This window comes from Mycobacterium sp., from assembly GCF_019247615.1.
Taxonomy (GTDB): Bacteria; Actinomycetota; Actinomycetes; order Mycobacteriales; family Mycobacteriaceae; genus Mycobacterium.
In genome coordinates, this window is record NZ_JAFBAT010000081.1 from 1 (window position 1) to 13485 (window position 13485).

The following is a 13485-nucleotide window of genomic DNA, read 5'->3' on the forward strand; positions in this document are numbered from 1 at the left end:
CCAGATTGAGCAAATTTGCTATTCCACGTGTGCAAGACGGATTCCCCCGCCGGCAAGTCGAAATCAAGCCTCCAATCGCTCAGCGGCGCGATGCTCGAGTTGATGACGGTGAATTCGGCGATGAAACCCGTCTGCCACGTCGATGTCACCGTCAACGTCGCCGCGGCGGCGGCCGCATGAGCTACGGGTGTGCTGGCGACTTCGAGGATGGCAACCATGAATGCCGAGACGGTTACGTGAAGCGCTGTCCGCCAGCGTTTCACGTAATTGTCCAGTCCGGCCATAGCAGCCAACACTAGAGCCAAAATTCTGGCCCGGACACACCGACACGCGGCCGGCGACGATGCACCGCGGATCGGACGGCACCGACGTCGAAACGGCGTTCCGGTAAGTCACCACTACGGCGACCGCTAACCTGAACCCGGTGAATCTCGACAGCAATCAGGCCGCCATCCGCGAGGTGTGCGACGCGGGCCTACTCGCCGGCGCGGTGACGGCGGTCTGGCAGCACGGAAAGCTGCTGCAGCTCAACGAGATTGGCTACCGGGATGTCGCGGCCGGCCTGCCGATGACCAGGGACACGCTGTTTCGTATCGCGTCGATGACAAAGCCGGTCACGGTCGCGGCAGTGATGAGCCTGGTCGACGAGGGCAAGCTAGCGTTGGCGGATCCGGTTACGCGCTGGGCGCCGGAGCTGTCGAGCGTGCGGGTGCTGGACGATCCACACGGTCCGCTGGACCGGACGCATCCGGTGAACCGGGCGATCCTCATCGAGGATTTGATGACTCACACCAGCGGGCTGGCCTACGGGTTTTCCGTCTCGGGCCCTATTTCGAAGGCCTACCTGCGCCTGCCGTTCAACCAGGGGCCGGACGCTTGGCTGGCCGAGCTCGCAAAGCTGCCCCTGGTGCATCAACCCGGCGAGCGCGTGACCTACAGTCACGCGATAGACCTGCTCGGCGTCATCGCCTCCCGCATCGATGACAAGCCGTTCCATCAGGTTCTCGACGAACGCGTGCTGGGTCCAACCGGCATGACGGACACCGGATTCTTCGTGTCCGCGCAAGCGCGCCGTCGCGCCGCGACGATGTATTCGCTCGGCGACGACCAGCGATTGCGCCACGACGTGATGGGACCGCCGCACATCAAGCCGCCCTCCTTCTGCAACGCGGGAGGCGGATTGTGGTCGACCGCGGACGACTACCTGCGGTTCGTCCGGATGCTGCTCGACGACGGGACGGTCGACGGTGTGCGGGTGTTGTCTTCTGCGTCGGCCCGGTTGATGCGGACCGACCGGCTCACCGACGAACAAAAGCGGCATAACTTCCTCGGCGCGCCGTACTGGGTTGGCCGCGGATTCGGGCTGAACCTGTCGGTGGTGACCGATCCGGTGAAATCCGCACCGTTATTCGGCCCTGGCGGCCTCGGGACGTTCAGCTGGCCCGGCGCCTACGGCACCTGGTGGCAGGCCGACCCGTCGGCGGACCTGATCCTGCTCTATCTGATTCAAAACCTGCCGGACCTCACCGTCGACGCCGCCACGGCCGTCGCCGGTAACACGTCGCTGGCGAAGCTGCGCACGGCGCAACCGAAGTTCGTCCGTCGCACCTACCGCGCACTCGGCATCTAGCGGCCCGCGCCGACATGGTCGACTATCCACCTGACCGCATCACGGGAATGCGGGTGGTGTTGCGGCCGCCGGTGGTTGACGACGCCGGTGCGCTCTTTCAGCGGGTCGCCCGCGATCCCGAGGTCACCAGGTATCTGCTGTGGGCGCCGCATCGCGACGTGGCGGCGACGCGCCAGGTGATCACGGAGCGGATGAACGTCACCGACGACGAACGGACCTGGGCGATCGAGCTGAAGAACAGCGGCGACGTCATCGGCCTGGCCAGTTGCCGGCGCGCGGTGCCGCATTCGGTCGAAATCGGCTACTGCCTGGGCCGGCGGTGGTGGGGCAAGGGCTTGATGGCCGAGGTACTCGGGATGCTGCTGGACGCGCTGGAGTCCGATCGAGCGGTGTATCGCGTCTGGGCGACATGCAGCCCCGACAACGAACGCTCGGCCCGCTTGCTGGAAAGCACCGGTTTCGTGCTCGAGGGCCGGCTCGCCCGCCACGCCGTCTACCCCACCTTGGGATCCGAGCCGCAGGACAGCCTGCTATACGCCAAAATCCTGAGATAGCGCAAGCGCGCGGGACCCGCCTGCGTTCCCGGCTTCGCGGTGGTTTTGCCGAATTGCTCAGTGGGCATCCGACACCTGTCATGGTGCAGCACGAGCGCACCTCGCGAATAACTTCCAGGGAGAAGGTGGCCTGGCGATGACCACCTACACACACGCCCATCACGCCCTCGGGCGCCATGCACTGCCGCGTGGCCGCCACGAACGGCGCTCCGACCCGCGGCGGTCATACGTGCCCAGGACCATGCTTTGGCTGCGATCGAGATTGGGAATCATTGTCGGAGCCGCGGCGCTCGCGTTGTTGTCGGGTGCCGCCGGCGCTGTCGCCGTCGCCGTGCTCCGCCCGGAATCGGCGACCTCCACGGGCGCCACGGCGTCGGCCGGCCAGGCCCAGTCGGCCACCACCATCGAGCAGGCGGCGGCCAAGGCCATCCCCAGCGTGGTGAAACTCGAGACGGCGGTCGCGGGACAGGTCGAAGAGGGTTCGGGCGTCGTGCTGAGCGCCGACGGGTTGATCCTGACCAGCAATCACGTCGTGGCAACGCCCGGCGCGGGGCCGGCGAGCCCGGCGGTAATCACCGCAGCGACCTCCGCCGACGGGCGCAGCGCGCCGTTCACGATTGTCGGCGCAGATGCCGCCACCGACATTGCGGTCGTTCGCGTTCAAGGGATTTCGGGCCTGAAAACGATAACGGTGGGCTCGTCAAGCGGTCTCCATGTGGGCCAAAGGGTCGTCGCCATCGGCTCGCCGCTCGGGCTGGACGGCACGGTGACCACCGGGGTCATCAGCGCCCTGCACCGTCCGGTGCCGAGCATCACGGGCCCCGGCGGCAGCAACGCGATGTTCGACGCTATCCAGACGGACGCCACAATGAGTCCCGGAAGCTCTGGTGGCGCATTGGTCGACACGGCCGGCGCGCTGGTAGGACTCAACTCGGCCATCGCAACAACGGGAACCGCTTATCCCGGCGCCCCGACGGGCTGGGTAGGCGTGGGCTTCGCCATCCCCGTCGACCAGGCCAAACGCGTTGCCGACCAACTGATTGCGCAAAGCAGGGTCACGAACGTGTCGCTTGGCCACAACTGAGGGCCCGACGCGCGTAGGCCCGCACGTCGGCGTCGCCGTCCTTGAGCGCGATCCCGAGCGCGTCCCGTGCAGCACGCTCAGAGGCCCACCGGGTCAGGCTGAGCACGGCCGCCTTCCGCACGTCGAGATGCGCGTCGGCGAGCGCCTCGGCCAGCGCCGAAATCGCCTGCGGGGCCAGTTCGGCCGCCACGCCCGCCAGCGCGCGGGCCGCGCCCTCCCGTACCTGCCATGCCGGCGCTCGCAGCGCACGCTCGACGGCAGCGAGATCGTCTTGCCCGCAACCCAACTGGGCCAACGCGGCGAACGCGGCCGCACGCACCAGCGGGTCGGGGTCGGCAAGCAGCGTGCGCACCGTCCGTCCGCTTGCCGCGTCGCCGGGCAGCGTCGCCAGACCGGCGGCGGCCGCGATGCGAACCTCGCGGTTCTCGTCGCCAGTGGCCGCAACCACGCCGGCGGCATCGTCGACCGACACCAGCGCCCGCACCGCCTCAATTCGCACACGGTGTTCGGAATCTTCAAGCGCGCGAAGGTAATCGGTGGCGGCGCCGGCTCGGCGCGCAGCCAGCAGGTAGACGGCAGCGGCCCGCACCACCATGTCGCCGGAGCGCAAATAAGCCCGTGCCGCGGATGGATCGGGCAGCACCTCGACCAGCTCGCGGATCCCCTCGGCGCCGGTGCGACGCACCGCGGCGTCGGGGTCGGCCAGAGCGGCGAACAGGGCGGGCGCATACCCGTCGGGGATCTGCTCGGTCAGCGTCGCCACCGCGGTTCGGCGCACCACGGGATCGGGGTCGTCCAGGTACGGAGTCAGCTCCGCCATCGCCGGCTGCTCGAGTGCCAGCACCTCGGCGATCCGCGGTGACGGCGGCTCGAATCCCGTTGGCGCCGAGTCGACCCGGGATCGCGTAACGGTCGGGGCCTGACCGCCGAGCAGCAGCGGCTGGTCCACGGGGTGCACGGTCTGGTCGGCCGGCGGCAGGCCGTCCAGCTCGGGGACCGGCACGAAATACGGTGCCACCGGGCGCTTTATGAACAGCATGTCGCCTTTGGGCCCCTTGCGCAGGTTGAGGTGGTATCCCCAATGGTTGTCGTCGCGGACCGGAAGGTCGGCGCGGTCGTGGTAGAGGCCCCAGCGTGATTCGGTTCGGGTGAGCGAGGATCGGGCGGCCATCTCCGCGCAGTCGCGGATGAATGACACCTCGACAGCGCGCATCAGCTCGTGCGGATTGCGGGCGCCCATCTCGGCGATCTCGTCGCGCATCCGGTCGAAGGTGCGCACCGCAATCGACAGCTTCGCCGCCGTCTTCGGCGGCGCCACATAGTCGTTGACGAACCGCCGCAGCTTGTATTCCACCTGTGGTTGCGGCGGCCCGTCCGGATGCCGCAACGGCCGGTAGATCAGCTCGTGCGCCTCGCGCAGCTGGTCCTGCGGGAGTTGTTGCGGTGCCGCGGCTCCCGCGTACACCAAGGCGGCGTCCGTGCCGGCGAGATCGCCGAACACGAAAGCCCCGATCATGTAGTTGTGCGGGACGCAGGCCAGGTCTCCGGCGGCATACAGGCCCGGCACGGTGGTGCGGGCATGCTCGTCGACCCAGACGCCCGACGCCGAATGCCCGCTGCACAGACCAATTTCGGAGATGTGCATCTCCACGTCATGGGTGCGATAGTCGTGGCCGCGGTTGGCGTGAAACGTCCCGCGAGTGGGCCGCTCGGTGGTGTGCAGGATGTTCTCCAGCGCGGTCAGTGTCTCGTCGGGCAGGTGGGACACCTTGAGATAGATCGGTCCGCGGGCGGAGTCGATCTCGCTCTTGACCTCGGCCATCATCTGTCCCGACCAGTAGTCGGAGTCGACGAACCGCTCGCCGTGCGCGTTGACCTGGTAGCCGCCGAACGGGTTGGCGACGTAGGCGCAGGCCGGACCGTTGTAATCCTTGATCAGCGGGTTCACCTGGAAGCACTCGATGCCGGACAGTTCGGCGCCGGCGTGGTAGGCCATCGAGTACCCGTCACCGGCGTTGGTGGGGTTCTCGTAGGTGCCGTACAGGTAGCCCGAGGCGGGCAGGCCGAGTCGCCCGCACGCCCCGGTCGCCAGGATCACCGCCTTGGCGCCGACGGCGACGAATTCGCCTGTGCGCGTGTGGAATGCGGCTGCGCCGACAGCCCGGCCCTCATCGACCAGTACTCGCACCGGCATCAGCCGGTTCTCGATGCGGATTTTCTCCCGCATCGACTTCTGCCGCAACACCCGGTACAGCGCCTTCTTGACGTCCTTGCCCTCGGGCATGGGCAACACGTAGGAGCCCGAGCGGTGCACCCGGCGCACCGCGTACTCGCCGTGCTCATCTTTTTCGAACTTGACCCCGTAGCGCTCCAGCCGCTGCACCATGGCGAACCCGCGGGTGGCTGTCTGATACACGGTGCGCTGGTTGACGATTCCGTCGTTTGCCCGGGTGATCTCGGCGACGTAGTCCTCCGGCTCGGCCTTGCCGGGGATGACCGCGTTGTTCACCCCGTCCATGCCCATCGCCAGCGCCCCGGAGTGCCGCACATGGGCCTTCTCCAACAGCAGCACCTGTGCACCGCCTTCCGCGGCGGACAGCGCCGCCATGGTGCCGGCGGTGCCGCCCCCGATGATCAGCACATCGCAGTCGAGCCGCACGGGAGCCGCGACGTCGGGAATCCGCATCATGCAGCCGCCGAATCATGCAGTGCTGCAAGGATTTGGGCCCGCAATTCGCCCGTGTCGCGGTTGCTTCGCGGATTGAGCACCTCGAGCGACGCGCGCAGGGGCTCACCGGCCCTGCCGAGTACGACGATGCGGTCTCCCAACGCCAGCGCCTCGTCGACGTCGTGGGTGACGAACACGATGGTGGTCGGATGCGTGCGCCACGTTTCGATGAGCAGCCGCTGCATGGCGGCGCGGGTCTGGGTGTCCAGCGCCCCGAACGGCTCGTCCATCATCACCGCGCGCGGCGACCCGGCCAGGCCGCGGGCCAGCTGGACGCGCTGACGCATTCCGCCCGAGAGGCTGTTGGGCAGGTAGTGGCCGAAACCGGTGAGACCGAGCTCATCGATCCAGCGCTCGGCCACCGCCCGCCGGGTAGCCCGCGGTTCCCCCCGAAGCCGCAGCGCCAGTTCGATGTTGGATCGCACGGTGCGCCAGGGCAGCAGCGCGTTGTCCTGGAACACCATGCCCCGGTCCCCCGAGGTGGTGGTGACATCGGCGCCATCGGCCAGCACCCGACCGTCGTCGGGGGACAGCAGGCCCGCCAACGCCCGCAGCACCGTCGACTTGCCGCAACCCGAGGGACCGGTGAGCACCACGATCTCGCCCGGCCGAACCACCAGGCTCAGGCCGTTGATGACCGGGTCGCCGGTGTATGACAGCCGAACTCGGTCCAGCTCGAGGCTCATTCCGATCGTTGCGGCGATCATCGCTGCCCTTGCTGTGCGCGCGGCAGCCATCGGGTCAGCCGGCGGCCCACTCGTTCGACGGCTGCCGAGGTCGCGAACCCCAGCACGCCGATGGTGATGATGCCGACGAACACCTGCGGGTAGGCCAGCACGGTGTAGTCCTGCCAGGTGCGGTAGCCGACACCGAGCCGCCCGGAGATCATCTCCGCCGAGATGACGCAGATCCATGCCACCCCCATGCCGACCGAGAGGCCGCCGAACACGCCCGGCAGGATCCCCGGAAGCACCACTTTGCTCAGCACCTCCCAGCGGCCGCCGCCGAGGGTGCGCACCGAGTCTTCCCACAGCGTGGGCAGCGCGCGCACGGCGTGCCGGGTGCTGACCATGATCGGGAAATAGGCCGCCAGAAAAGTGATGAACACGATGCCGGCCTCGTCGGTCGGGAACAGCAGGATGGCCACCGGCACCAGAGCGATCGCCGGGACGGGCCTCACCAGCTCCGCCAGCGGACCGAAGAGGTCCGCGAACAGCCGGGAGCGGCCCAGCAGCACACCCGTCGCGACCCCGACCACGGCCGCGAGCCCAAAGCCGGTGAGGATACGGATCAGTGACTGCGCCAGGTCAAGCCAGTACTCGTAGGCCCCGAGCCGCCGATGCAGCGCCCCGACGATGTCCGTGACGGTGGGCAGGGTGTCAAACCTCAGCAACAGCCGCGCCTTGCCCGCAGTGAGCAACTGCCACAGCGCGATTGCCGCGGCCACCGAAGCCACCCGCACCAGGCGGGACCGCCACGGCGAGGTGAGTCGTCGCCGGGTCGCATCGGCGGGCGGCGCGACCCCGACGATCCGTTCGGTCACTTCCGCGGTCATACCGAACCTCCCAGTGCTTGTTGATAACTCACCACGACGGCGCCGGGGTGCGCCGCGATGTGGCGACGGGCCCCGGCCACGGTGCCGAAGGGCAGGTAGTTCTGACCGTCTCGCACCCACACCGCCTTGTCCGCGAACCACCGGGTGCCGAGCTCGGCGTCGGGAACGTAGGCCGCGCGTACCTTGGCGCCCCGGGCGGTCGCATCACTGATCGCGTGCAGCAGGCCGGTGGGGCTGGGAATCGTTTGCGTTCCGTCGGATCCGTCCAGCCAAATTTCGCTCGCCAGCGCGGGGTCCCCGCCGAGCGGCGACGGGTTCGAGGTGCGCGCGCGAGCGGCGCCGTAGTCTTGCCCGCGGGCGGCGAACACCGCTCGTAGCGGCTCGTCCACGACGAACTTCGTGATGTCGAGGTCCGCGAAGTTGCCGATCGACTTCAGATACGGCACATCGTTTTTCAGGGCGTCCACCAGCGACGGTTTCAGCGTGGTGTCGAACGACGTGCCACCGGGGCCGTTGTACAGGTACACGACCTCCGGTGGCAGTCCACTGGCCTGCGCGACAATGCGGGCCGCCTCCAACGGCTTTTCGTTGAGGAAATCGGTGGCGTCCAGTTGCGCCTGCAGGAACGCCGCGAGTACCTCCGGGTGAGCGGACGCATACGAGCGGCGCACCACCACGCCGTGCAGCGTGGGCAGGTTCAGCTCGGCGCCGTCATACAGGAGCTTGGCCTTGCCCTGGTACACCAGCAGCCCAGGCCACGCGACAAACTGTGAAAGTGCCTGTACCTGACCGGATTCCAGTGCAGAGGCGCCGATCTGCGGCTGCTGATTGACCACCTCGACACCGTTGACCCCCGCCGTGTTCAGGGCGCGCACCAGGGTGCCGTGGCCGGCCGAACCGACGCTGGCCGAAACCTTCGCGCCGGCCAGCTCGGCGAGGCCGGTCACCGGCGAATCCGGCGCCACCACAACCATGTTCAGCGCGCCCTTGGGGTTGTAGCCGGTGACCGACACCATCTCGGTCCGGGCCAGCGGGTTGACCTGAGTCTTCGAGCCGTTGATGAGCATCGGGTAATCGCCCATCGAGCCGATGTCGATCTTCTCGGCGAGCATCTGGGCGGTGATCGGCGCGCCGGTATCGTAATCCTGCCACCGCACCGCGTATTTGGTTCCCGTGCGCGCGGTGATGTCGGCGAGCCGGCGCTCCAGGTAGCCCTGCGCCCGCAGCAACGTGCCCGCGGTGACCGTGTTGATGGTCTTGGACTGGTATCCCACCACCACGTTGACCACACCGGAGGACTGGGACAACGATTCCAGCGAGCAACCGGAAACGACGGCGGCGACGACGGCTGCGATCGAGATCAGCAGCGCGACTCGGCGTTTCATCAGCGGATCAGGTACGGCATGTTGACCGTGACGGCGCCGGTCGGGCAGCGAGCCGCGCACGGGCCGCAGTACCAGCATTCGTCCACATGCATGAAGGCCTTCCCCGTGTCGGGGTTGATGGCGAGCGCGTCGAGCGGACACACCTCGACGCAGAGCGTGCAGCCGTCAATGCACAGCGACTCGTCGATCGTCACCGGCACATCGACCCGGTTGTTGACCAGCGTCATGGCGCGCTCCTCGTTAGGCTGCCGCGCATGGTGATTCGATCACCACGCATCCGGATGTACTCCAGGTCGACGGGTCGCCCGTCCTCCAGGCTGGTGAGACGCTCCAGCATCAGCAGGGCCGCCCCGTCGGGCACCTGCAGCGTGGCCGCCGAATGCGCGTCGGCCGCAATGGCCTCCAGCGCCAGCGACGCCAGGCCCAGCCGCCGCCCGCTCACCTGCTCGATGAGGTCGAACACGTCGTTCGTCTCCAGCGGATGCTCGAGGATCCGCGCTCCGATGTCCGGCACCAAATAAGTCAGGTCGAGGCTGAGCGGCAGGTCACCGAGGTAGCGCAACCGCTCGACGAAGACGGCCCGCTCCCCCGGTTGCAGGTGCAGCCGGCGGGCCACCGCCGGCGGGGCCGTCACCGGCATGGCGACGCGCACCTCGTTGCGGACCTCGCCGAGATGTTTGAACGTCTCCTTCAAGCCCAGCAGCGCGTCGAGCCCATGGGTGTATTTGCGCTGCGCGACGTGAGTGCCCACCCTGGGCCCGCGGTCGATCAGACCTTCGTGTTTGAGGACGGTGAGCGCCTCGCGGACGGTATTGCGCGACACCAGGAATTCGGCTGCCAACTCGCGTTCGGCGGGCAGCCCGTCGGGATAGGCGTCCGCGTGAATCTGCTGGCGCAACACGTCGGCGACCCGACGGGCGCGGTCGGCTCGGGGGCCGCGGATCGGTACTGGTTGCGCCACAGCCGTCACGCTAACGCTGCTCAAGGACCCATTCGGGTCGCCGACCCGGTCTTCGGGGGCCGGTCGGGAGATTGCGCCGGCCGGGTCGGGCGACGACCAGCCAAAAGCGCTGAGCGACGCGCCATTGCGCCACCTTGGCGCGGACAACGCCCTTCCGATCCCGGTGAGTGAAATCAGGCACTAGGTTGGTTCGCGATGACTGTGCGTAGCGCGCCGGCCTGGCTCACCCGAAACCTGCTCGTGCTCTCGCTGGTGTCGCTGCTGCAGGATGCCGCGAGCGAGTTGCTGTACCCGCTGCTGCCCATCTACCTGACTACCGTTCTCGGTGCGCCGCCGTCGGTCGTCGGGGCGGTGGAAGGCGCCGCGGAGGGCGCCGCGTCGCTCACCAAGTTGGCCTCCGGCCCGTTGGGCGACCGGTTCGCCCGCCGCCCCCTGATCGCCAGCGGCTACGGGATGGCCGCGCTGGGCAAGCTCATCGTGGCCGCCGCCGGCGCATGGCCGGGGGTGTTGCTCGGGCGGGTCGTCGACCGATTGGGGAAGGGGATTCGGGGAGCGCCGCGCGATGCGTTGCTCGTCGACGGCATAGAGAAATCCGAGCGCGGTCGCGTCTTCGGCTTCCACCGCACGATGGACACGCTCGGCGCGGTCATCGGGCCGCTGCTGGGACTCGCCGGATACGAACTGTTCGACCACCAAATCCGCCCCGTGCTCTATCTCGCCGTTATCCCCGCCGTCCTCAGCGTGTTGTTGATCGCCTGGGTCCGTGAACGACCGCGGGACACGCCGCGAGCCGCCCGGTCCTCGGTGCTCGCCGAGGCCCGGCGGCTGCCCCGCCGATACTGGCGGGTCGTCGCATTCCTGGTCGCCTTCAGCGTCGCCAACTTCCCCGACGCGCTGCTGTTGTTGCGGCTCAAGCAGATCGGCTTCTCGGTGGTCGGCGTCGTCCTGGCCTACGTCGGCTACAACCTGGTGTACGCGCTGGCGAGCTTCCCCGCGGGAGCGCTCGCGGACCGTCTCGGCCGGCCCGCGGTGTACGGGGTCGGGCTGGTGTTCTTCGCCGTCGGCTACCTCGGCCTGGGCATCACCACGAACCCGGCGACCGCATGGGGGCTGATCGCCGTGTACGGCCTCTTCACCGCCTGTTATGACGGCGTCGGGAAGGCTTGGGTCTCAGGCCTTGTCGGCACGGAGCTACAGTCGGGCGCCCAGGGCGTCTTCCAGGGCCTGAGCGGGTTCGCGATGCTCGGCGCGGGCCTTTGGGCCGGCTTCCTGTGGGGTGCCGCCGGGCGCCTGCCGCTGCTGATCTCGGGCGCGGTCGGCGCGGTGTTCGCCGTGGTCCTCCTGGGCGCCGCCGCCGTTCGGCGGGAGTAACCGGTCCGGCACCAGCGGCAAGGCCGCCAAGGGGAACAATCCGCAAAGCGCCCACGCGGCCGGATATTGAGCCGTGATGATCAGCGCGCCGAACAACGGGGGCGTGCCGGCGGCCATCAGCCGCTGCGTGGTGTTCTGCAGTCCCAACGCGCGTCCGCTCCAGAAAGGGCCGGCGAACTCGGTGATCGCGGTGGCCTCCAACCCGTTGTCGAGCACCGCCAGCACCGAGACGGCGACCATGAGCAGCACGTCGTACCCCGAACCGCTCGCGTCGGTGAGGGCAAGCAGGAACAGCGCCACGGCGGCGGCGATGGCGATCGTGCGGACCGGTCGCAACCGCGAGCCGATGCGATCGGACCAGCGGCCGACCGCGATCCGAGCCAGCGCGCCCAGCATTTGCGAGACGGTGATCAATCCGCCGGCCGCCCCCACCGACCAGCCGTGGTGGTGCATCAGCCACACGAGCATGAACGTCACCGTCACCGTCTGCGGCACCATCAACAGGCCCGCCACCGCGTGAATCCGCCACAGCACAGACGATCCGCGATACGGGCAGGCCAATTCCGCCTTCGTCGCCGCCTTGCGGGATTTGCGCGGGGGGTCGACGATCCCGATCGCGCTCGCCACCGCGGCCGCGGTGCACATCATTGCGAGCAACATCAGCCCGCCGCGGGGCCCACGCTCCGACAGTTCCGGGACGACCAAGGCGCCGAAGGCGATTCCCAACGGTTGCGCGGTCTGACGGATGCCCATCGCCAGGCCTCGTTGCCGCGATGGGAACCAGGCGGCCACCAGCCGGCCCCCTGCGGTGTTGCAACTGGCCGCGGCCATCCCGCCGATGAACAGAAAGACACCGACCATCAGCAGCGAATGGGCCGACGCCGCAGCAAAGGCCGCGGCCGCGGTGAGCGCCGAGCCGGCCGTGAGCACGATCCGCTCGCCGATGCGGTCCAGCACGAAGCCCCAGAAAACCAGTGTGACGACCATGCCCGAACTGGGCATTGAGGCCAGCAAGCCGGCTTCGCTCAGCGATACGCCGCGGTGCGCCTGCAGCGACGGGATCAGGAACGCAACACCACTGATGAAAAGGAATGACGTTGCCGTCACCCCCAGCGAAACGATCATGATCGACCACCGCGACCCCGCGCGGGCTGCGAACGCAGCGTTGGTCCTGCTCCCCATCAACCCATGTTGGCACGGGTCTCGCTCGACACGGGGCGCCAAGATGACCGCAAGACGGTGTAACTTATTGAACGCTAAGGGAATTCCCAGCTCAGCGTTAAAATTCGAGTTGGATTCCGATTCCGTGGATACCGCGAAGGTGTTGATTCCCTTGATATTTGGGCCTTCGCGCGCGGTGCGGTACATCTGGCGGCACGCACCGGCACGCGCCCAAATTCACAGCTAAAACCTAAGTTCAAGAGCGTAACGCGCTGATAACGCCACGTTATTCGGGACGGCCCCCCTGCGACGCCACGCATTCACCGATGGGCCGCCGGCGGTCGGTGCGACCGAAGGTATCCTCGCTGCTATTGCTCAACGAGACTTGCTCAACGAGACCGGAAGGTCCCACCTCATGAATGACGTGGCGAAGCAGGCCGTGACCAAGGTCCCGGCGGTCACCCTCGGCTTTTGGATCATCAAAATCTTGGCGACGACGTTGGGCGAGACGGGTGGCGACACCCTGACAATGACCATCTTTCACGCCGACAAGCTCGAAAATTGGGGTTATCTGTTTGGTGCCGCCCTGTTCGGCGGCGTGCTGGTGGCGCTGGTTGTCGCTCAGATCCTGGCCAAGCGTTTTCACGCTGCCCTGTACTGGGCGACGATCGTGGCCTCGACGACCTTCGGCACCGCGATGGCAGATTTTGCCGACCGGTCGCTGGGTATCGGCTACACGGGCGGATCGCTGCTGCTCCTGGCTCTTCTGCTGGCCACCTTGGGACTTTGGCGGTGGTCGCAGGGATCGGTATCGGTAAGCACCGTCTCGACCCCGAAAGTGGAGGCTTTCTACTGGGCAACCATCACCTTTTCGCAGACGCTGGGCACCGCGCTCGGCGATTGGCTCGCCGACACTCGCGGATTCGGTTACGAGCGGGGTGCGTTGGTGTTCGCAGCGGGCCTGGCCGTGGTGGTAGCCCTGTATTACTGGACCTCGGTTTCGCGCGTGGCCTTGTTCTGGGTCGCCTTCATCCTGACGCGCCCCCTGGGGGCGAC

The 13485-nt window shown here is 67.9% G+C and carries 12 protein-coding genes and 1 pseudogene; 5 read left to right on the forward strand and 8 right to left on the reverse strand.

The window, feature by feature from the left end:
- Positions 1 to 284 (reverse strand): cellulose binding domain-containing protein (locus tag JO059_RS05750; RefSeq protein ID WP_293315144.1); only part of this gene is annotated, 284 nt, incomplete at its 3' end.
- A gap of 140 nt (positions 285 to 424) precedes the next feature.
- Between JO059_RS05750 and JO059_RS05755 the strand changes: the two genes are divergently transcribed.
- The 3 genes from JO059_RS05755 (at position 425) to JO059_RS05765 (ending at position 3268) form a co-directional block, all read left to right on the forward strand.
- The gene (locus JO059_RS05755; RefSeq protein WP_293315145.1) at positions 425 to 1630 is read left to right on the forward strand and encodes a serine hydrolase domain-containing protein; all 1206 of its coding nucleotides are present in this window, start codon (positions 425 to 427) and stop codon (positions 1628 to 1630) included.
- A 14-nt stretch (positions 1631 to 1644) separates the two neighbouring features.
- Positions 1645 to 2184, forward strand: coding sequence for a GNAT family N-acetyltransferase (locus JO059_RS05760; RefSeq protein ID WP_293315146.1), 540 nt, complete (start codon positions 1645 to 1647; stop codon positions 2182 to 2184).
- A gap of 136 nt (positions 2185 to 2320) precedes the next feature.
- The gene (locus tag JO059_RS05765; RefSeq protein WP_293315147.1) at positions 2321 to 3268 is read left to right on the forward strand and encodes a trypsin-like peptidase domain-containing protein; all 948 of its coding nucleotides are present in this window, start codon (positions 2321 to 2323) and stop codon (positions 3266 to 3268) included.
- On the opposite strand, the gene JO059_RS05770 is transcribed toward JO059_RS05765, so the two are convergent.
- The 6 genes from JO059_RS05770 to JO059_RS05795 are packed head-to-tail and all read right to left on the reverse strand — an operon-like array spanning position 3240 to position 9906.
- Positions 3240 to 5957, reverse strand: a complete 2718-nt coding sequence (locus tag JO059_RS05770; protein ID WP_293315148.1) for a fumarate reductase/succinate dehydrogenase flavoprotein subunit — start codon at positions 5955 to 5957, stop codon at positions 3240 to 3242. The genes JO059_RS05765 and JO059_RS05770 overlap by 29 nt on opposite strands.
- Complete coding sequence (locus JO059_RS05775) at positions 5954 to 6703, reverse strand: ABC transporter ATP-binding protein (RefSeq protein WP_293315149.1); 750 nt, start codon at positions 6701 to 6703, stop codon at positions 5954 to 5956. Before JO059_RS05775 ends, JO059_RS05770 begins: the two co-directional genes overlap by 4 nt.
- Positions 6700 to 7551 carry an ABC transporter permease gene (locus JO059_RS05780; protein WP_293315150.1) on the reverse strand — a complete coding sequence of 284 codons (852 nt, stop codon included), beginning with the start codon at positions 7549 to 7551 and terminating at the stop codon, positions 6700 to 6702. The genes JO059_RS05775 and JO059_RS05780 overlap by 4 nt, the downstream gene beginning before the upstream one ends.
- Positions 7548 to 8936, reverse strand: a complete 1389-nt coding sequence (locus JO059_RS05785) for an ABC transporter substrate-binding protein (RefSeq protein ID WP_293315151.1) — start codon at positions 8934 to 8936, stop codon at positions 7548 to 7550. The genes JO059_RS05780 and JO059_RS05785 overlap by 4 nt, the downstream gene beginning before the upstream one ends.
- Positions 8936 to 9163 (reverse strand): 4Fe-4S dicluster domain-containing protein, encoded by a 228-nt coding sequence (locus JO059_RS05790; RefSeq protein WP_293315152.1) that lies wholly within the window; start codon positions 9161 to 9163, stop codon positions 8936 to 8938. The genes JO059_RS05785 and JO059_RS05790 overlap by 1 nt, the downstream gene beginning before the upstream one ends.
- Positions 9160 to 9906 carry a GntR family transcriptional regulator gene (locus JO059_RS05795; protein WP_293315153.1) on the reverse strand — a complete coding sequence of 249 codons (747 nt, stop codon included), beginning with the start codon at positions 9904 to 9906 and terminating at the stop codon, positions 9160 to 9162. Before JO059_RS05795 ends, JO059_RS05790 begins: the two co-directional genes overlap by 4 nt.
- Positions 9907 to 10092: 186 nt before the next feature.
- Between JO059_RS05795 and JO059_RS05800 the strand changes: the two are divergent.
- A pseudogene (locus JO059_RS05800) lies at positions 10093 to 11181 on the forward strand (MFS transporter); the annotation flags it as partial.
- Here the strand turns inward: JO059_RS05800 and JO059_RS05805 are convergent.
- Positions 11089 to 12450 carry an MFS transporter gene (locus JO059_RS05805; protein ID WP_293315154.1) on the reverse strand — a complete coding sequence of 454 codons (1362 nt, stop codon included), beginning with the start codon at positions 12448 to 12450 and terminating at the stop codon, positions 11089 to 11091. The pseudogene JO059_RS05800 and the gene JO059_RS05805 overlap by 93 nt on opposite strands.
- Positions 12451 to 12844: 394 nt before the next feature.
- Here JO059_RS05805 and JO059_RS05810 point away from each other — a divergent pair.
- On the forward strand, positions 12845 to 13485 hold a 641-nt coding region (locus JO059_RS05810; protein WP_293315155.1), incomplete at its 3' end, for a hypothetical protein.

What these genes read in the sequence shown, in the direction of transcription:
- JO059_RS05805 (WP_293315154.1), bottom strand. Translation starts at nt 12,450, where the DNA reads ATGGGGAGCAGGACCAACGCTGCGTTCGCAGCCCGCGCGGGGTCGCGG.
- JO059_RS05780 (WP_293315150.1), bottom strand. Translation starts at nt 7,551, where the DNA reads ATGACCGCGGAAGTGACCGAACGGATCGTCGGGGTCGCGCCGCCCGCC.
- JO059_RS05775 (WP_293315149.1), bottom strand. Translation starts at nt 6,703, where the DNA reads ATGATCGCCGCAACGATCGGAATGAGCCTCGAGCTGGACCGAGTTCGG.
- JO059_RS05790 (WP_293315152.1), bottom strand. Translation starts at nt 9,163, where the DNA reads ATGACGCTGGTCAACAACCGGGTCGATGTGCCGGTGACGATCGACGAG.
- JO059_RS05765 (WP_293315147.1), top strand. Translation starts at nt 2,321, where the DNA reads ATGACCACCTACACACACGCCCATCACGCCCTCGGGCGCCATGCACTG.
- JO059_RS05785 (WP_293315151.1), bottom strand. Translation starts at nt 8,936, where the DNA reads ATGAAACGCCGAGTCGCGCTGCTGATCTCGATCGCAGCCGTCGTCGCC.
- JO059_RS05760 (WP_293315146.1), top strand. Translation starts at nt 1,645, where the DNA reads ATGGTCGACTATCCACCTGACCGCATCACGGGAATGCGGGTGGTGTTG.
- JO059_RS05770 (WP_293315148.1), bottom strand. Translation starts at nt 5,957, where the DNA reads ATGATGCGGATTCCCGACGTCGCGGCTCCCGTGCGGCTCGACTGCGAT.